Source organism: Candidatus Nanosyncoccus alces, assembly GCF_004138395.1.
GTDB classification, from domain to species: domain Bacteria; phylum Patescibacteriota; class Saccharimonadia; order Saccharimonadales; family Saccharimonadaceae; genus Nanosyncoccus; species Nanosyncoccus alces.
Map to the genome: position 1 here is coordinate 86,095 of NZ_PRLM01000001.1, position 17,435 is coordinate 103,529.

Sequence of the window (17,435 nt, forward strand, 5' to 3'; positions counted from 1 at the left end):
GAGCTATGCTGCCATATTTTACTGGTGATTATGCTTGTCCGAGAAAATTATTTTTTACTATCTAATCCGGCCTGGAAATACATCAGGACATATTGATAATCCCAGGAAAGGTCAAAACCAGAGCTAGTGTAATCGTTGAATTTGAAGTAAGGCATGCCACGGGCTAGTTTAGAGGTTTTTTCGGCGTTAGCTTTGATTTCGTTTAATGTGTCTTCGTTCTTTACGCAGGTTTCGAAGTTTTCAGACAGACCTACTTGTTTGCCGATGTTGATCCAGTAGTCTTTGCCGATGCTAGACATCTTGGAGACGGCGGATTTGCCAGAGGCTTTGAAAAAGTCATTCCAGACGCTAGAGACAGCAAGATTATAATAGTCCCAAAATTTACCCTCATTTTTAGCGCAGTAGGCGCCGAGGGCAGAATAGCGTGAGTGGATGGGGTTGGTTTCGCCATATTCATAAAGAAAGTCGGAAAGACGAATTTCGAATAGGATATTGTTGTCTTCTAGGTACTGTTGGAATTCTTCTTCGTGTTCGACGATAGCATTTTCGAAAGCGATGCAATAAGGGCAGACTAAATCGGAGTAAACGATAAAATAATTCTTGGCTTCAAGGTTACCAATGGTCATTTGCGTGTCCCAGACTTTATCGGCGTTAGAAGGTTTAATGTTCATGCTGGCGACGATGGCGGCAATAATTACGGCGATTACAGTAATGAGACCGATAATCCTAAATGTTTTTTTCACTTTGCTCCTTTATGCCTTTCTTGGCGAGGTATTTTTCATTTATTATTGTAACATAAGTTTCCTCTCCGAGGCGTTTGAGCGAAAGTATAGCGATAATGATGGCAAGCCAGGTGATAATGGTAGAGATGGCACCGGTTACAGCTAGGCCACCAGTGGAGAAGATGGTGCCAATAAGAGGAGTTAAAAGTGTGGTGCCACAAGTAGGGCAGCCGGCGCCAAGGGCGATTAGACCGGCGATAATGCCAGCTTTTTCGAGATTAGCGGAGTTTTGGTTCTTTTTCTTGTTCCATAGTAGAACGATGAGACCGATTAAAATGCCTTGTAGGGTAGAGATGGCAAAGATTGGTATCCAGTCTAGGAAAGGTTGGTTAATTCCAAATATTGCAGTGAAGCTATCAATAATTATTTTGAGGCTATTTGGAAAACCTAATGCGGACATCAATTCAAATTTAGAGAACCCCCCGGATAGTAAGTTCATGAGGAACCCAAAAAACAGAAATGCTGGTATAAACCCGCACCAAAAGCGTTTTTCCTTAGTGGCAAGTAGAATACCTTTGCCGGCTAGGGCAAAACCGTCGAGCCATTTCCTCCAATTCATGACGTTATTATAGCACGCGAAAATAATAAAGTTAAGCTATATGATATAAAATATTTTCTATTGGTGTCAAGTTGAGTTTGTTCGGTTTTTGAAATTCTAATCTGTAAAATGCGAAAAAGCAAAAATATTTTAAACCATAAATAGATTTAAAAAACAAGGTTGACAGGCATTTTGCCTATGCTAAAATAAGGTTAGGTTTGGACCAGATCCGACGTTGAAAGTGGCCTGAGCCTGGGGGAAGTGTGTAGAAAGGGTGGAGAGTGTAGAGCTGTTTTGGCTAAATTAGAGTTGTTTCACCTAGAAGAATTGTTTAAAAGCCTCGCCTCGCAGCGGGCTTTTTGCGTATAGGGGTGGACTTTTTGCCATAAGTATGATATAATGGTGGTATGAGGCTTTCGCGAAAAATCGAGCAAGCTTTCGGTTTTGTGGTAGCTATTTCTTTAGTGATTGTTTTTGCTGTGTTGGCTGGATTGGGGGTGAGGAATACTTTTGCGGAGAGTGACGGAGTTTCGGACACGTATTTAGCGGAGGGGGCAAAGTTTGTGACTTTTTATGATGACGGCGCTAAATTAACTGTAAGAACAGAGGCGAAGACGGTACAGGAGGCTTTGGCCCGTGCGGGAGTAGCAATTAATAGTGGCGATACGGTGGAACCTAGTCTAGATACAGAGATAAATGCAGATAACTTTTTTATTAATATTTATCGTGCGCGGCCGGTGGTGGTAAAAGACGGAAAAGTTATTAAATATTTGATGACTGCGAGTTATGATTCTAGGGCCATTGTAGAGCAGGCAGGTTTTACGGTGTATGATGGCGATGAGATAGATTTTGTGCCAAATGGGGATTTTCTAGAGACAGGGGTAGCGAATGTGTATGAAATTACGAGGAATGGTGGACGGACCTTAACCATAGAAGAGGAAATCCCTTTTACTGAGCGTACAGAGAAAGACCCCGGTTTGGATAAAGGTGTAAGCGAGGTGCGGCAGCTTGGCGAGGTGGGGGTGAAGAGGGTTTCATATAATATATTATATATAGATAATGTGGAAGTATCGCGGGAGTTGGTGTCTGAAGAGGTCATTAAGGCTCCAGTTGAGAGAGTTGTGGCGGTGGGCGCCAAGAAGTCTATCCCCCCGGAATGGGAAACTTGTGCAAGTTGGGCCCGGCAAGCTGGTGTGAGCGAAGCAGATTTGTCGGCAGCGCTTGATTTGATTTATCATGAGAGTGGTTGTAGAGTGGATGCTGCTAACGCTTCGGGCGCTTATGGTATTCCACAGGCTTTGCCTGGCAGTAAGATGGCTTCGATTGCCGCGGACTGGGAGACGAATCCAGTTACGCAAATTAAGTGGATGATCGGGTATGTGAATGGTCGCTACGGTGGGTGGAGCCAAGCGCTTAATTATTGGTATACGTACGGTTGGTATTAGATGAAGAACAATAAGTCTCTGGGTCAACATTGGTTGAAAGATCGGGCAATATTGGAAGAAATTGCCGATTTGTCTGGCGGCGGCGAGTTGTGTTTAGAGATTGGCCCAGGGCTTGGAACTTTAACCAGCAGTTTGCTTCGGCGGTTTGATAAGGTAATAGCTGTGGAATATGATGCTAGCTTGGCACGGAATTTGCCAAAATCCTTCCCGGGGAAAAATTTGGAAGTGATTAATGCGGATATTTTAGAGTTTGATTTTGACGGACTAAGAAGACCATATATAGTAGTGGGGAATATCCCGTATTATATTACCAGCCCAATTATCGAGAAATTGTTGACTTTGAAGAATTGTCCAGAGAGAATAGTGCTTTTGATTCAAAAAGAAGTGGTGGAAAGGATTGTGGACGATAAAGAAACAATGCTTTCACTTTTTGTAAAGAATTATGCTGACGTAAAGTTGGGTCCACTAGTGAGAAAGATAGAGTTTACGCCACCACCGAAAGTGGATAGTCAAGTGATAGTTATGGAGCCACATGCGGCTCAGGTTTCTGATGCGGTGTTTGAGTTGATTAAACGGGGATTTAGCTCACCGCGCAAAAAGTTAATTCATAATTTGGCTGGTTTAACATCGACAGAGAGATTAAAACAGATTTTTGAGGAGTTAGGCATAGATTTAAACGCAAGGCCCGGTGATGTAAAGCTAGTTGACTGGGAGCGGTTGTATCAATTTTTGTAATTGGTGCTATAATGATGATATGTTAGATGTGAAGTTTATCAGAGAAAACTTAGAACTCGTAGAGAGATCGGCGAGAGAAAAAGGCTACGAGGTTGATATAAAAGAAGTTTTAGACTTGGATGCTGTACGCAAGGTAGAGCTGTCGGGTGTAGAGGAGTTAAGACAAAGACGTAACGAGATTGCTAGTAAAATGAAGGGGGGTAAGCCCGACCCTGACCTAATTGCGGTTGGAAAGGATGTAAAAGTCAAATTAGCTGAGAAGGAGGCTAAGCTAGCGGAAACGGAAAATAAGCTGAAAGCGTTAATAAAGAGAGTGCCAAATATTATTTTTGACGATGTGCCTTTGGGTGGTGAAGAGGATAGCGTAGAAGTAAAGAGGTGGGGCGAAAATCGTGAATCTGGCGTAGATCATTTGGATTATGCAGTGAGCCGTGATTGGGTAGATTTTGAGCGGGGCGCAAAGGTAGCAGGGGCGAAATTCTATTACCTGAAGGGAGAGTTGGCGCTTCTAGAGAATGCGCTATTGCAATATGGTTTGTCGAAGGTTTTGGAATACGGCTTTACTTTTATGACGGTGCCGGATATGGTTTCTTCGCGCGTACTAGAAGGGTGCGGTTTTAACCCGCGTACGAGTGAACAGAGTGACGAGTATTATATAGAAGGTGAAGATTTAGCAATGATAGCGACAGCGGAGATGCCTTTGACCGGTTATCATATGGACGAAATTATTGATGAGGATAAATTGCCTTTGCTATATGCTGGATACTCGGCGTGTTTTAGAAAAGAAGCAGGAACGTATGGGAAATATACACGGGGGTTGTTCCGGGTACACCAGTTTAATAAGCTCGAGATGTACGTATTTTGTTTGCCTGAGCAAAGTAAAGAAATGCATGAGAAGATTTTGGCGATTGAAGAAGATATCTGGCAGGGCTTGGGTATACCATACCATGTGGTGAATATCGCGGCAGGTGATCTTGGCGCGCCAGCGGCGAAGAAATACGATATGGAATATTGGTCTCCGGTGAATCAAAAGTATCAAGAGATTACGAGTTGCTCGAATTGTACCGATTTTCAAGCGCAAGCGGTGAATGCTAGGGTAAGGCGCAAAGATGGTACAGTAGAATATGTGCACACTTTGAACGGTACGGCTATACCTTTGGCGAGGGCCTTAGTAGTAATGCTGGAGAATTATGCAACGGCTGGGGGTAAGCTGAAAGTACCGGAGGCGCTGCGTCCGTATTTAGGCGGTAGGGCAGAAATTTAATAGGTGCAATGAGTATTGCAGATTAAATAGGGGAAAGGAGAAAAAATGATTGAAAAAATTGAAATGAGCGGGAATGGTTATAAGATTGAAGAACCGTTCAAAAAATACACTGAGAAACGTATTGGTAAGTTGGATCGTTACCTGCCAAGGGGAGCTAAAAAAGATGTAGTAGCTAAAGTAGTGGTATCCGAGATAGGCAAAAATAAGGGTGAAAAATATGAGATTTCGGTAGCGATGGATATTCCTGGAGGAAAGGTGATTGCTGCGCGCGATGAGTGCTCTAATGTGTTTGCGGGGGTGGATTTGGTGGAAGCAAAATTGATGGGGCAGATCCGTCGTTATAAGCTAGAAGTGCAACCACATCGCCAAAAGAAAAACTGGCGCAACCTCTTTATTAGGAGAAAGTAATGTGCTAAAATGGGGGAAGATTGGAGTTATATGGCGAAAAAAGAAAAGAAACCGACAGATAAGTTGGCAGACAAGACAGCGCTTACTAAGTTTTTGCAGGGTATTTTTGGCGACGCTCAGAAAAAGACTCTGAGGCGTATGTGGAAAAAAGCCCAGGAAGTCAATAAGCTTGAGTCGAAATATGAAAAAATGGATGACGAGGAGTTGGCTGAGCAGACGGAGATTTTCAAAAAGAAAATTGATAAAGCTTTGAAGGTGGCGCGTGCTGAGCAGGGTATTAACAGAAGCGGCAAGAAACGCCCCCCTGTAGATGATACGAAGATTTTGAATGAGCTTTTGCCTGACGTGTTTGCTGTGGCGAGGGAAGTGTCTAAGCGTGTACTAGGGCTTCGACCATATGATGTGCAATTGATTGGCGGTATTGCTCTGCATGAGGGGAATGTAGCTGAAATGAAGACCGGTGAGGGTAAGACTTTGGTGGCAATGTTGCCAGCGTATCTTAATGGCCTAACTGGGCGAGGCGTACATGTGGTAACGGTGAACGACTATTTGGCGCAGCGTGATGCTGGCTGGAATGGTCCGATTTATGATTTTTTGGGGATGAGCGTAGGTGTTATTATTAACAATGCGTCGTTTGTTTATGACTCTGAGTACGAGAACGAGGACCACGAAGACGAGAGGTTTAGGCATTTGAAGCCGGCTACGCGTAAAGAGGCTTATGCGGCAGATATTACTTATGGGACTAATAATGAGTTTGGATTTGACTATTTGCGTGATAACATGACGAGCGAGGTGCAGTATTTGCGACAGCGAGGGTTGAATTTTGCAATTGTAGATGAGGTGGATTCGATTTTAATTGATGAAGCGAGAACTCCTCTCATAATTAGCGCCCCGGCGGGAGATAATCCGGACTCCTATTATCAATTTGCTAAGGTTGCTGCTAGACTTACGCCGGAGGACTATATTTTGGACGAGAAGCGTCGTAGCGTAACTTTGACGGACAAGGGTATCGAAAAAGTACAAGAGATTTTGGGGGTAGATAACTTGTATTCTACTAAAAATACACGGTTGGTATACCACTTGGAGCAGGCAATCCGGGCGGAGATTATCTTTAAGCGTGATAAAGATTATGTCGTGACGAATTCGGGCGAAGTAATTATTGTAGATGAGCATACTGGGCGGTTGATGCAGGGGCGGCGATATAACGAAGGTTTACATCAGGCGATAGAGGCCAAGGAGGGCGTGGTGGTAAAACAAGAGTCTATGACGCTCGCAACCATTTCGTTCCAGAATTTCTTTAGACTGTATACGAAATTATCTGGTATGACGGGTACGGCATTTACTGAAGCGGAGGAATTCCAGCAGATTTATGCTTTGGATGTGATTCAGATTCCACCAAACAAGCCAATTGCGCGGGTAGACAAAGATGATTTGATCTATAAAACTAAAGTAGCGAAGCTGAAAGCGATTGCGGAGGAAATCAAGAAGTATCACGAAAAAGGCCAACCGGTGTTGGTGGGCTCTGGTTCAATTGCGAATAATGAGGAGATTGCACGATATTTGGATGCACAAGGGATTCACTACGAGATCTTAAACGCAAAGAATAATGAACGTGAAGCGGCGATTATTGCGAAGGCTGGTGAAAAGGGTGCGATTACGTTGGCTACTAACATGGCGGGGCGCGGAACAGACATTAAATTGGGCGATGGCGTAAAAGAATTAGGCGGTTTGGTGGTGATAGGTTCAGAGCGGCATGACTCGCGGCGGGTAGACAACCAGTTGCGCGGTCGTGGTGGTCGGCAAGGCGATCCTGGTACAACTCAATTCTTTGTAAGCTGTGAGGATGATTTGATGCGGATTTTCCAGGGTGATAGAGTAAAGATGTTAATGACACGCCTAGGCGTAGATGATGATATGCCGATTCAGACCAAAGCGATTTCTAAGACTTTGGAAGCGGCGCAAAAACGAATCGAGGGGTTTAACTTTGACTCGCGTAAAAATGTAGTGCAGTATGATAACGTAATTAATCGACATCGCAAAGTAGTATATATGATGCGCCGGAAGATTTTGGAAGGTGATGACATCTTCCCAGAGATCAAGCGCTTGATGCGAGACGAAGTGAAGATGTTGACGGAGTTTTCGTCGCGGGTAAATAAAAAGTTTGATGAGGAATTTAAAGCGGTATTTGATTTTGATGACGATTTGATTCATGAGATTGGCTTAATGCGGAAGGAAAAGGATCGTGACAAACTAGCACTAGAGGCAGTGGAAGAGGCTTACCATAAGAAAGAGCTAGAGTTTGGCGCAGAGACGATGCGGAAGGTAGAGCGCGAGGTATATTTGAAAGTATTAGATACTTTGTGGATGCAACATCTTGAGAATATGCAACATTTGCGTGAAGGGATTCATTGGCGTTCGGTTGGCCAGCGTGATCCTTTGGTTGAATATCGTTCCGAATCGCAGAAATTATTTGATGGTTTGCAACGAAATTTGCGTGAGGAAGTGTTGAAGATTCTACTTTCTATTACTCCGGCAGAGGCGGCAGCAGACAATGTGACTGATGGTGAAGAATATGAGTCTGAACTCACTAAGATGGCAGAAGGTCAGACCGAGAGAGGTGTGAACGAGATATCTGCGGGCGATAAGAATATGGATGACGAATTTAAAAAAGGCGCAAAAAAGACTGCACCAAAGCGAGCTGTAGTAAGAAAAGGTAGCTCGAAGAAAAAATCTGCTAAAAAGAAGAAATCTAAGGCTAAGCGAAAATAGTTTATTAGGATTTCTTTAGAAAAGAAAACATGAAGCATTCTGTAGAAGAGATTACTCTAAAAAGTGGCGCGAAAGGGCTTTTGATTGATATACCTGGTGCCAGTGTGATGTCTACACGGATACAGTTTCGGGCAGGGATGCAATATGCTAAAAATCACGACGTGTATGAAATTCCGCACTTAGTGGAACATTTAGCTTTTGGGGCGAATGCGAAATTTAAAGATGAACAGGCTTATGAGGCGGAGTTTACTAAGAATGGGGCGTACCATAATGCTTGGACGAGTGATATTTCAGTGTGCTATGAGACGGAGTGTGCGGATTTCGAGTGGGACAGGATAATGGAATTGCAGCGGGTATCAATCTGTGAGCCAAAGTTTAATGAAGAAGAATTGAAGAGTGAAAAAGCTAACGTGAAGTCTGAATTGACTGGTTATATGAATGATTACTATCGATTGTTGTGGCCGCGGGTTCAGCAAGCGGTGGGCGAAGATATTCTAGATTTGCCAGAAAGGCTTAAGACAATTGCAAATATTGAATTGAAAGATATCAGAGAGCATTATCGGCGAACACATACGGCAAAAAATATGTTATTTATTATCGCTGGCAAAATAAAGGGGCGAAAGCACAAGATTATCAAGGCGTTGAATGCTTGGAATCTAAGAGAGGGTGAGAAGTTTGAGATCCCGCAAGCGGACTTGCATGCTGGAGAGGCAGTATCGATTCGGCGGAAGGATGCTTCGAATATTACTTTTGGGTTCTCTTTGGTGACGCCGCGGCATCTGGAACCAAATGAGGTTTTTGCAATGAACTGTCTGAATCATATCTTGAACGGCACGACAAACTCAAAGATTTTTGGGGCGGCTAGGAAGCGTGGTTTGGTGTATGGCATGGGGAGTTCGATTGCTAGTAATGCGACAAGTTCGTATTGGGACTTTGATGGAGAGGTAAACGTAGAGAATGCCGAGGAGTTGTTTGAGTTGATTCAGACGGAGTTGATGAAGACTCTGAATGGCGAGATATTGGATATGGACTTTTTGGCGGCGAAATCGTATGCGATGGGGCGATTCCAAATGGGGGCGCAGACGGTGGGGCAAATTGCGGATTATTATGCGGAGAATTATTTTACAAATGAAGCAGTGATAAAGTATGATTCGATGCCGAATTTGATTAAATCGATCGATAAATTTAAGATGGTAGAATTGGCGCGTGAATTTGCCGGAAGCGGAATTAAGGGCTTTGCGGCAGTATCTTCTACCGAGAAAGCATTTATTTCTAGTTTAGAGTCGCGATTAAATTTTTAAATTGATCACCGCGATCGTAGACATTTTCGAACATATCAAAGCTGGCGGCAGCGGGAGACATGATGATAATGGCGCTGTCTAGTGTTCCAGCAGCGTTATTGGCAGTGTCGACGGCCTGTTTTAAAGTTTCAGCGGTGATGAAGCGGTTGTCTTGGTGACGTTTGGCAAGTTCGTGGCCGGATTCGCCAATAAGGACGACTTTTTTGACTTGTGGGGCCTGGAGAATTTCGTAGATTTCGGATAAGTCTTTGTAATTGGTTTTGTCGCGGCCGCCGAGAATAAGGACAATGTTCTGATCTGGGAAGGCTTCGACGGCAACACGAGTAGAAGATGGGTTAGTGGAAAAATTGTCATCGTAGTATTTTACGCCATTTAGTTCGCGGAGATATTCTAGGCGGTGTGGTAAACCATGGAAATTGCTAAGTCCTTTAATGATAGCGTCTGTATTGTTTTTAATAAATTCGTCTGGTGATATATTTTTATAACTAGCTACGGCAGCGATGGCGGCCAGGGCGTTTTCTTGGTTGTGTGTGCCGGGAAGTTTGATAGCTTCTAAGATATCGGTAGGAACTTCGTATGGATAAGGGATTTTGTGGGCGGGAGATTCATTGGCGATCTTGATGGATTCGGGATTTTTGGAATAATAAATCAGATAGTCTTTGGCTGTTTGATGTTTTGCGATATTGGCTTTGGCGCCTAGATAGTCTGCGTAATCTTTGTGAACATTAAGGTGGTCTGGCTCTAAGTGACCAATGATGGCGATGTGAGGGGATTTCTCTAGGTCCCAGAGCTGGAAACTGGATAGTTCATAAACGACGACGGATGTGGGTTTTAGATTGTCTAGAATTTCGATGGAGGGGGTGCCGATGTTGCCGACGAGGTAGACGTCTTCGTTTAGCGTATCGAGGATTGATTTAATGAACGAACAGGTGGTGCCTTTACCTTTGGTAGCGGTGACGCCGATAATAAGGCAAGGACAGTGATCGAAGAAGTATTTAGTTAGACTAGATTCGTTTCTGAGGCCCAAAGGAGGAACACTGGGGGAACGTAAAATTATATCATAAGACGAATAATCTCTCTGTTTTATTTCTTCGGTGGTAAAATTTTCAAAAATATTACATTCGGCGTCGAAATGAGCTTTAAAATATTTCTCAGCGGCTTGGCCTTCTTTGCCATAGCCTAGCAGTGCGATTTTCATGAGTTTATTATATCACGGGCTTCTTTTGCAGAGTGGGTTTCCATGAGTTTTGTGCGTAATTCTTTGGCGCCAGGGAAATTATTGACGTAGATTTTGAAGAAATGTTTCAGAGTTTCATAGGAAATATAATATTTTTGGGATTGTTTTTCGTACAGGTCTAAATGCAATTTCAAAAGTTCTATCAACTCCTCGCGGGTGGGTCGGTGGTCGGTGAAGCAATAAGGGTTGGCGAAGACGCCGCGGCCGATCATAAAACCATCGACTTCTGTGTGCTTAGAATGTAATTCTAGAGCGTGGGCTTTATCTCTAATATCGCCATTGATGATTAGCTTGGTTTTGGGGCTGATTTGGTTGCGAAGTTCAATAATTTCGGGAATTAATTCGTAGTGAGCGGGGACTTTGCTCATTTCCTTCTTGGTGCGAAGGTGGATAGTAAGGGCGGCGGGGTGTTCGGCAAGTAAGACGGGTAGCCATTCTTGATATTCGTTTGGCTGGCTCCAACCGAGACGTGTTTTAATGGATACGGGTAAAACGGTAGATTTTTTGGCGTTTCTAAAACATTCTATGGCGAGATCTGGGGTGCGAATCATTGCGGCACCGCCACCGGCTTTGTTGACGTGTTTATCTGGGCAGCCAAAATTAAGATCTACGCCGGCAAACCACAGTGAAGCTAGCGCGTGGGTAGTTTCCGAAAAATGTTCAGGGTTTTTGCCCCAGATTTGAGCGATAATAGGGGAGTCTGTGGGGGCGATTTCTAATCTTTCTAGAGCATTGTGGCGGCCTTTTTCGGAAGCATAGGAAGAAACATTGGTAAATTCGGTAAAAAATAAATCTGGACGACCAGCATGGGAGATAACTTGGCGAAACATGATGTCGGTGACGCCTTCCATCGGAGCCAGAATCAAGAATGGTTTTGGCAGTTTTTCCCATATATTCATCTGTTTATTATAACATTTTTTGTGCTATAATTAAATTGCTCTTGCTAAACTTCGGTCACTGGCGAAGAGAAAAGTTAAAAGCTGTACAGTATTGTCATTTGTACTTGCAGCCAGGAGCCAATAAAACGGGCTCACATAAATGACTCTAAAATTAATCTAATTAAGGAGTCTTTATGAAAAACTTTAATAAAAACAATAAAACTGAGCAGGTCGAGGTAATGGCTCTTTTCGGTTACGAAATGACCCCTTGCCAGCCGCTGACTTTTCGGCGGCGCGGGGAGAGCGAGACCGAGGTGACAGAGCTTCTTAGAACGCAAATTCGTTTTGCGGGCGGGGTGGCTCTACATATTTTCGATGTGCTCGTTGGCCGGGAGAAGTTGCGACTCGAGTTTAACTCGCGCGATTTGTCTTGGTACCTCACACAATAACGCTGGCGTTTTGAACTCTTTTCCGGACAGAAATAGTTCAGCAGAAAAGGCCGGTAAGAAAATTGAACCGAAAGTGAATTCCGGTTCAATTTTTGTTGATATCCATTTATTCGCGTTGCGAATAAATGGTATAATAGAGAGTATGCAAGGTTTGGCGAAGAGGTTGGCGGGACTGGAAGCTGAATTTTTGAAGGTTTATGAAAAATTGCAGATTAGTGAAAAATTGCAGAAGATTACAGAACTAGAGAAGCAGGTGGCAGATCCGGAGATTTGGAAGAATGTAGATGAGGCTACGGCGAAAAATCAGGAATTGGCAAAATTGCAGAGTGAAACGCAGCCATATGAACTACTTAAGACCCAGATCGGCGATTTAGGTGAGTTGCTAGGGATTTCGGATAGTAGTCTGGAAGATGAGTTTGCCGAGCAGATAATGGCGATGGAGGGCCAGTTTATGGAGCTGAAGAAGTCTTTATGGTTTAATGGGCCGTATGACGCAAAGGACGCGATTGTGCGGATTACCTCTGGGGCAGGTGGTACAGAAGCAATGGATTGGGCGAGTATGCTCGAGCGGATGTATTTGAGGTATTTTGAACGTAAAGGTTTTAAAATAACTTGTTTAGAGCGAGTAGTGGGGGAAGAGGCAGGAATAAAAACGGCAGTATATGAGGTAAGTGGCACCAATGCTTATGGGTTGCTAAAATCTGAGCATGGTGTACACCGACTGGTACGACTTTCGCCGTTTAATGCGAACAACTTGCGACAGACGTCGTTTGCACTAGTAGAGGTCTTGCCGGTGATTAAGGCTGATACTGAGGTGCAGATTGATGATAAGGATCTGAGGATAGACGTGTACCATTCTGGTGGGCACGGCGGGCAGAGTGTAAATACTACAAATTCAGCAGTGCGGATTACGCATTTACCAACCAATACGGTGGTGGCGATTCAGAATGAGCGTTCACAGTTACAAAACAAAGAAAAAGCAATGGAAATTCTCAGAGGGAAGTTGGTGCAAATGCAATTGGAACAACATGCAGAAACGATAGGCGAGTTAAGGGCTGGAGAATCGGCTGGCTGGGGTCAACAGATACGAAATTATGTGCTGCAACCGTATAAATTGGTAAAAGATACACGCACAGGTTATGAAGAAACTGATCCAGACGCGGTACTGGACGGGAAGATTGACGGATTTATTGACAAATATCTAGAAATGTAGGCTTAGATATTGACATTTTAAGGTGCTTGTGGTATAATTGGAAGCGGAGTTATCTCCATGAGTATTTTGCCTGTTATAAATTTTATAAAAACATTGGGGAGGAATGAAAGATGGCAGATAAGCACATTGTAACAATCAATATGGTATTAACAGTAAAGGATTGGGAATTTGTGTTCCCTATGTCGGCAGAAAGACGTGAATGTGCAGACTTTGTTCGCGAGTGGGTAAAGTTTGTGAGGAATCCTGGCGTCAGAGTATTCAATCTTAGTGATGTTATTAAGGTCACGTTGCATGGAGTATTCTCTGGCGGAGACGTTTTACGCGATGGCGTGGAGGCTACAACTTCTGCTATCGCTAAGGTGGAAAAGATTTCTCCGCCTGAAGAAAGGTCCTTTACTGCATGGTTGGAATCGTGGCTGTTTTGGCCGAAGAAAATCGATCAGATGTATCGGTTGACTACTGAAAACGGTTCGATGTTCACTGTGTGCTCAGGGGACGCCTCGGTAGAAACTCGCAATCAGCTGTGGACATCGAGATTTGGTGCGCCGGATGAGATGCGCTACAGGGGAAGCCTGGCATAATGCCGTTTGGCCTTGGCTGTGGAAGTCGGGGCCTTTTTCTTGGTTTGAGCTTTGTTAATAATAAAAAAGACCGCTTTAAAGCGGTCTTTTAATGAGTGATTGAAATGCGTTTAAATAGGCTTTTGCATCGCTGCTAAGGTTGCCGTTTTGGCTGGTAGCGGTTGAGCCAAATTTCTCACCATCTTCGCGTAGATTTATATGCTCTGGGCCTTTTTGGTCGGTCGTCCATGCCGCTATGGCGCGTGGGAACATTTTGGCCACTGCCGTAGGGTTAATAACTCTATCGCCAGTAGAGTAGATGACTCCGTTTACGCTTTTGATGGACGGTGTCTTATCGAAAATATACGAAAATTGTTTTGATATGGCGTATAACGATAAGAACCAGTTGTCCAGTTTGGTGCCACCGTAGAGTGGATACCAGCGGTGCTGTGCGAACGGTTTAGAGATGCCCATAAATATGAATGCCAAGATCCTCAGTGCGGGGCTTAAAATATGAAGTAATCTACCTCTGAGGAATTCTCTCCCAAGACAAGGACAGATGTAGAAAACGTCTGTGTCTTTATCCTCGGTGAGAAGATTGCCTATCATTGCACCGCAGGAGAAACAGATTACCTTTTTCTTGCCCTCAATGCGCTTGATGTCTGCAGCGATTGCGTTTGGGTTCCAGTCGGCTCCTGCTCGGAAAAGTAAGAATTGATCTGATCCTAGAAGTTTTGTCAGCGGCGTGTAATATTTGCTGGCTAAACCACCAAAAAGCCCGGGAACGACGATGATCGCGTCTTTCACTCATTTTCACCCCCTTTCTGGTAAGGTTCAATATATTTTTATTGTATCATACTTTTGTGATTTTGTCAATGTAAAGTGGCAATTGGTGAGTTTGTTGGGATTTGGGGTTGTAAAAGAGGTAAAAGTGTGATATACTGAGGTAGTTATCTAGACATAAGGTGAGGTCTTATGCTGCAACAGCAGAGGAAACCGGCCTAAAAGTCTAGTTATTTACATGTAAAAATATTAAAAAATTGCGAGAAGAGTTTTGCCTGGTGTACAGAGGCAAAACGGCAATATAAAGGAAAGGAAAAGGATGCAAGTCATTCTCGGCACCAAAATTGGTATGACCCAGATTATCGGCGAAGATGGTGTGGTTACCCCGGTAACTATCCTACAAGCCGGTCCGTGCGCAGTGACTCAGATAAAGACCGTTCAAACTGACGGTTATAATGCTGTGCAAGTGGGCTATGGTCAGGGTAAGAATCTGAGCAAGTCGGTTACTGGCCATGTAAAAAAGGCTGGTGAAAATATTAATCCAAAAGTCTTGAAGGAGTTTCGCGTAGACGAGCTTCCGGAAGGTGTGAAACTTGGTGATGCTCTTACCGTAGAAAGTTTCAAGTTGGGTGATAAGGTTGCAGTGACTGGCACTAGTAAAGGCAAAGGCTACGCTGGTACAGTAAAGCGCTGGAACTTTAATGAATCCCGTAATACTCACGGATTCAAAGGAAATATTCGTCGGGTTGGTTCAATTGGTTCGATGTACCCGCAAAAAGTTTTCAAGGGTAAGAAAATGCCGGGTCGTATGGGGCACGATCAAGTAACGGTAAAGAACTTGGTAGTGGCTTATATTGACGTGGAAAATAACTTGATTGGCTTGAAGGGTGCAGTGCCAGGCCCGAAGAAGGGGATCGTAAGCGTGGAGGGAAAGGAGTAATATGGCGACACTAAATAAAGATATATTTGGTTTGACCGTAGAGAATCACGAACTCGTCAAACTCGCTTATGATGCATATTTGGCAAATTCGCGTTCTTCGCATGCAAAAACTTTGAAGCGGGGTGAAGTACGTGGTGGCGGTAAGAAACCTTGGCGACAAAAAGGTACTGGTAGAGCACGCTTTGGTTCGACTCGTAATCCGATTTGGCGACATGGCGGTGTGGCCTTTGGCCGCACTGGTGAAGAAAATTTCACTAAGAAACTAGCCAAATCTTCGAAGCGTTTGGCGGTACGCCAGGCTTTGTCGATGAAGAATGCCGATAAGGCAGTGTTTGTGCTGGATAAGGACGTAAAGCTTACTGGTAAGACAAAAGATGCTGTAAAGATACTCAAAGATATGAAGCTAGACGGCAAGAACGTACTTGCCGTAGCAGCAGAGAAAACTCCAGAAGTTTTGAGATCAACTAATAACTTACCGAACATAAAACTGGTACGCGCTACATATTTGAATGTCTTTGACATTATGAATGCGGATGCGATTGTATTTAGTGAAGCGGCACTTAAAGCTACTGAAAACTGGCTAATCGGAGAGGAGAAGTAAGATGGCAGAGAAAACTATTGATATTAAGCTTCATCTCTTAGAACCTAGAGCCACTGAGAAAAGCTACCTAGAACAAACTAATCGGATTTATGTTTTCCCAGTCAAGCGGACGATGGGCAAGCAGGAAATCGCTAAGATGGTAGAAAAAGAGTTTAACGTAACCGTAACGGATGTCCGAACCTTGATCCGTAACGGTAAGAAGACCAAATATAGCAAAGGCAAGCACGCTTATCCTGGTATTACTCATCGCCAAGACAAAAAGTTTGCTTATGTAAGGTTGAAGAAGGGTGATTCGATTAAAGTTTTCGATGAACCTGAAGAAGATAAGAAAACCAGCGCAAAGGAAGCTAGAGCCGATAAAAAGGCTAAAGCCGACAAGAATGCAGGGAAGGAGAGTAAATAATGGCAATTAAGGCTTATCGCCCAATTACACCGGCGCAGCGTCAAAAGACGACGCAAGACTTTGATCAGATTACGACAAAGAAGCCGATGAAGGCGTTACTCAAGGCGAAGAAACAACAGGCAGGTAAAAATAACCAAGGTCGGATTACTGTGCGACATCGTGGTGGCGGTGTAAAGCGGCACTATCGGATCGTGACTTACAACTTGCCAAAGGATTTGACTTTGACGGTTGAAGAAATTGAGTATGATCCGAATCGTTCGGCTCGTATTGCGCGCGTAAAGGACCAAAACGGTGTTTATTATTATGTGTTAGCAGACACAAAGATGGCTAAAGGTGTTACTTTTAAGACTGGCAGCGAGATTGAAGTGGAAGACTCTTCGCGGATGCCACTTGAAAATATTCCAGTGGGTACTTTTGTGTATGCTGTAGAATTGCAGCCAGGTAAAGGCGCTCAAATGGTGCGTGCAGCTGGTGCTAGTGCACAGCTGATGGCAAAAGAGAATGGTTATGCCACGCTCAAAATGCCATCTGGTGAAGTTCGGAAAGTTTTGGTAAATTGCGAAGCTTCGATTGGTACGGTTTCTAACGTGCAACACCAGAACGTGAAAATCGGCGCGGCAGGTCGTCGTCGTCGTAAGGGCATTCGTCCAACGGTACGCGGTGTTGTAATGAACGCGACGGACCATCCACACGGTGGTGGTGATGGTGGTCGTCATGGTTCTGGTAAAGCGCCACGTACGCCGTGGGGCCAGCTGACGCTTGGTTATCGTACTCGTCATAATAAGAAAACTAATAAAATGATCGTGCGTAGTCGTCACGAAGGAAAGAGGAAATAATGTCTCGGAGTCTAAAGAAAGGTCCTTTTGTGGACTATAAACTCGCGAAAAAGATTGCCGCACTTTCCAGCGAAGATCGCACCGTAATTAAAACTTGGGCGCGCCAATCGACGATTTCGCCAGAAATGGTTGGTCGGACGATTGCCGTACATAATGGTAAAGTCCACGTTCCAGTATTTGTTTCAGAAAATATGGTCGGTCATAAGCTAGGTGAATTTGCGCCAACTCGTAAATTCCGCCGTCATGGTGGTAAAAAAGCTGCAGAAGCTGCGGCTGCGAAAGGAAAAGGTTAA

At 44.0% G+C, this 17,435-nt stretch carries 19 protein-coding genes; 14 read left to right on the top strand and 5 right to left on the bottom strand.

Annotation, left to right across the window (positions count from 1 at the left end; translation table 11 throughout):
- Positions 1–47 precede the first annotated feature (47 nt).
- Together G3RUM_RS00460 and G3RUM_RS00465 are read right to left on the bottom strand one after the other, a co-directional pair.
- Positions 48–743 carry a DsbA family protein gene (locus tag G3RUM_RS00460; RefSeq protein WP_129734313.1) on the bottom strand — a complete coding sequence of 232 codons (696 nt, stop codon included), beginning with the start codon at positions 741–743 and terminating at the stop codon, positions 48–50.
- Complete coding sequence (locus G3RUM_RS00465) at positions 727–1,341, bottom strand: hypothetical protein (protein ID WP_129734315.1); 615 nt, start codon at positions 1,339–1,341, stop codon at positions 727–729. Before G3RUM_RS00465 ends, G3RUM_RS00460 begins: the two co-directional genes overlap by 17 nt.
- Before the next feature lie 386 nt (positions 1,342–1,727).
- Between G3RUM_RS00465 and G3RUM_RS00470 the strand changes: the two genes are divergently transcribed.
- Genes G3RUM_RS00470 through G3RUM_RS00495 form a run of 6 tightly spaced genes read left to right on the top strand, consistent with a single transcriptional unit; the run spans position 1,728 to position 9,242 of the window.
- Positions 1,728–2,765: a resuscitation-promoting factor gene (locus tag G3RUM_RS00470; protein WP_129734317.1), complete on the top strand. Its 1,038-nt coding sequence runs from the start codon at positions 1,728–1,730 to the stop codon at positions 2,763–2,765.
- On the top strand, positions 2,766–3,500 hold the full coding sequence (gene rsmA, locus G3RUM_RS00475; RefSeq protein WP_129734319.1) for a 16S rRNA (adenine(1518)-N(6)/adenine(1519)-N(6))-dimethyltransferase RsmA: 735 nt from the start codon (positions 2,766–2,768) through the stop codon (positions 3,498–3,500).
- Positions 3,501–3,519: 19 nt separating this feature from the next.
- A complete protein-coding gene (gene serS, locus G3RUM_RS00480) occupies positions 3,520–4,764 on the top strand; it encodes a serine--tRNA ligase (RefSeq protein ID WP_129734321.1) in 1,245 nt (414 codons plus the stop codon).
- Positions 4,765–4,809: 45 nt separating this feature from the next.
- Positions 4,810–5,172 carry a ribosome hibernation-promoting factor, HPF/YfiA family gene (hpf, locus tag G3RUM_RS00485; protein ID WP_129734323.1) on the top strand — a complete coding sequence of 121 codons (363 nt, stop codon included), beginning with the start codon at positions 4,810–4,812 and terminating at the stop codon, positions 5,170–5,172.
- Between the two features lie 30 nt (positions 5,173–5,202).
- Complete coding sequence (gene secA / locus G3RUM_RS00490; protein WP_129734325.1) at positions 5,203–7,941, top strand: preprotein translocase subunit SecA; 2,739 nt, start codon at positions 5,203–5,205, stop codon at positions 7,939–7,941.
- Between the two features lie 29 nt (positions 7,942–7,970).
- The gene (locus G3RUM_RS00495) at positions 7,971–9,242 is read left to right on the top strand and encodes a M16 family metallopeptidase (RefSeq protein WP_129734327.1); all 1,272 of its coding nucleotides are present in this window, start codon (positions 7,971–7,973) and stop codon (positions 9,240–9,242) included.
- Here G3RUM_RS00495 and murD read toward each other — a convergent pair.
- Both murD and G3RUM_RS00505 read right to left on the bottom strand, forming a co-directional pair.
- The gene (gene murD, locus G3RUM_RS00500; RefSeq protein ID WP_129734329.1) at positions 9,214–10,440 is read right to left on the bottom strand and encodes a UDP-N-acetylmuramoyl-L-alanine--D-glutamate ligase; all 1,227 of its coding nucleotides are present in this window, start codon (positions 10,438–10,440) and stop codon (positions 9,214–9,216) included. The genes G3RUM_RS00495 and murD overlap by 29 nt on opposite strands.
- Positions 10,437–11,378 (bottom strand): tRNA dihydrouridine synthase, encoded by a 942-nt coding sequence (locus tag G3RUM_RS00505; protein WP_129734331.1) that lies wholly within the window; start codon positions 11,376–11,378, stop codon positions 10,437–10,439. Before G3RUM_RS00505 ends, murD begins: the two co-directional genes overlap by 4 nt.
- 173 nt (positions 11,379–11,551) lie before the next feature.
- Here G3RUM_RS00505 and G3RUM_RS00510 point away from each other — a divergent pair, with 173 nt between their 5' ends.
- From G3RUM_RS00510 to G3RUM_RS00520, 3 genes are all read left to right on the top strand, one after another.
- Positions 11,552–11,806, top strand: coding sequence for a hypothetical protein (locus G3RUM_RS00510; RefSeq protein ID WP_129734333.1), 255 nt, complete (start codon positions 11,552–11,554; stop codon positions 11,804–11,806).
- A 142-nt stretch (positions 11,807–11,948) separates the two neighbouring features.
- Positions 11,949–13,019 carry a peptide chain release factor 2 gene (gene prfB / locus G3RUM_RS00515; RefSeq protein WP_129734335.1) on the top strand — a complete coding sequence of 357 codons (1,071 nt, stop codon included), beginning with the start codon at positions 11,949–11,951 and terminating at the stop codon, positions 13,017–13,019.
- Positions 13,020–13,129: 110 nt separating this feature from the next.
- Positions 13,130–13,600, top strand: a complete 471-nt coding sequence (locus G3RUM_RS00520; protein ID WP_129734337.1) for a hypothetical protein — start codon at positions 13,130–13,132, stop codon at positions 13,598–13,600.
- Between the two features lie 75 nt (positions 13,601–13,675).
- Here G3RUM_RS00520 and G3RUM_RS00525 read toward each other — a convergent pair whose 3' ends face one another.
- Positions 13,676–14,386, bottom strand: a complete 711-nt coding sequence (locus G3RUM_RS00525; protein ID WP_129734339.1) for a hypothetical protein — start codon at positions 14,384–14,386, stop codon at positions 13,676–13,678.
- Positions 14,387–14,681: 295 nt separating this feature from the next.
- Between G3RUM_RS00525 and rplC the strand changes: the two genes are divergently transcribed.
- The 5 genes from rplC to rpsS are packed head-to-tail and all read left to right on the top strand — an operon-like array spanning position 14,682 to position 17,435.
- Positions 14,682–15,302, top strand: coding sequence for a 50S ribosomal protein L3 (gene rplC, locus G3RUM_RS00530; protein ID WP_129734341.1), 621 nt, complete (start codon positions 14,682–14,684; stop codon positions 15,300–15,302).
- Between the two features lies 1 nt (position 15,303).
- The gene (gene rplD, locus G3RUM_RS00535) at positions 15,304–15,903 is read left to right on the top strand and encodes a 50S ribosomal protein L4 (protein ID WP_129734343.1); all 600 of its coding nucleotides are present in this window, start codon (positions 15,304–15,306) and stop codon (positions 15,901–15,903) included.
- A 1-nt stretch (position 15,904) separates the two neighbouring features.
- Positions 15,905–16,306 (top strand): 50S ribosomal protein L23, encoded by a 402-nt coding sequence (locus tag G3RUM_RS00540; RefSeq protein WP_206660883.1) that lies wholly within the window; start codon positions 15,905–15,907, stop codon positions 16,304–16,306.
- Positions 16,306–17,142, top strand: coding sequence for a 50S ribosomal protein L2 (gene rplB / locus G3RUM_RS00545; RefSeq protein WP_129734345.1), 837 nt, complete (start codon positions 16,306–16,308; stop codon positions 17,140–17,142). The genes G3RUM_RS00540 and rplB overlap by 1 nt, the downstream gene beginning before the upstream one ends.
- Positions 17,142–17,435, top strand: a complete 294-nt coding sequence (rpsS, locus tag G3RUM_RS00550) for a 30S ribosomal protein S19 (RefSeq protein ID WP_129734347.1) — start codon at positions 17,142–17,144, stop codon at positions 17,433–17,435. Before rplB ends, rpsS begins: the two co-directional genes overlap by 1 nt.

Excerpts from the sequence above, each read along its gene's own strand:
- G3RUM_RS00465 (WP_129734315.1), bottom strand. The coding sequence starts at position 1,341 with ATGAATTGGAGGAAATGGCTCGACGGTTTTGCCCTAGCCGGCAAAGGT.
- G3RUM_RS00470 (WP_129734317.1), top strand. The coding sequence starts at position 1,728 with ATGAGGCTTTCGCGAAAAATCGAGCAAGCTTTCGGTTTTGTGGTAGCT.
- rsmA (WP_129734319.1), top strand. The coding sequence starts at position 2,766 with ATGAAGAACAATAAGTCTCTGGGTCAACATTGGTTGAAAGATCGGGCA.
- serS (WP_129734321.1), top strand. The coding sequence starts at position 3,520 with ATGTTAGATGTGAAGTTTATCAGAGAAAACTTAGAACTCGTAGAGAGA.
- hpf (WP_129734323.1), top strand. The coding sequence starts at position 4,810 with ATGATTGAAAAAATTGAAATGAGCGGGAATGGTTATAAGATTGAAGAA.
- secA (WP_129734325.1), top strand. The coding sequence starts at position 5,203 with ATGGCGAAAAAAGAAAAGAAACCGACAGATAAGTTGGCAGACAAGACA.
- G3RUM_RS00495 (WP_129734327.1), top strand. The coding sequence starts at position 7,971 with ATGAAGCATTCTGTAGAAGAGATTACTCTAAAAAGTGGCGCGAAAGGG.
- murD (WP_129734329.1), bottom strand. The coding sequence starts at position 10,440 with ATGAAAATCGCACTGCTAGGCTATGGCAAAGAAGGCCAAGCCGCTGAG.
- G3RUM_RS00505 (WP_129734331.1), bottom strand. The coding sequence starts at position 11,378 with ATGAATATATGGGAAAAACTGCCAAAACCATTCTTGATTCTGGCTCCG.
- G3RUM_RS00510 (WP_129734333.1), top strand. The coding sequence starts at position 11,552 with ATGAAAAACTTTAATAAAAACAATAAAACTGAGCAGGTCGAGGTAATG.
- prfB (WP_129734335.1), top strand. The coding sequence starts at position 11,949 with ATGCAAGGTTTGGCGAAGAGGTTGGCGGGACTGGAAGCTGAATTTTTG.
- G3RUM_RS00520 (WP_129734337.1), top strand. The coding sequence starts at position 13,130 with ATGGCAGATAAGCACATTGTAACAATCAATATGGTATTAACAGTAAAG.
- rplC (WP_129734341.1), top strand. The coding sequence starts at position 14,682 with ATGCAAGTCATTCTCGGCACCAAAATTGGTATGACCCAGATTATCGGC.
- rplD (WP_129734343.1), top strand. The coding sequence starts at position 15,304 with ATGGCGACACTAAATAAAGATATATTTGGTTTGACCGTAGAGAATCAC.
- G3RUM_RS00540 (WP_206660883.1), top strand. The coding sequence starts at position 15,905 with ATGGCAGAGAAAACTATTGATATTAAGCTTCATCTCTTAGAACCTAGA.
- rplB (WP_129734345.1), top strand. The coding sequence starts at position 16,306 with ATGGCAATTAAGGCTTATCGCCCAATTACACCGGCGCAGCGTCAAAAG.
- rpsS (WP_129734347.1), top strand. The coding sequence starts at position 17,142 with ATGTCTCGGAGTCTAAAGAAAGGTCCTTTTGTGGACTATAAACTCGCG.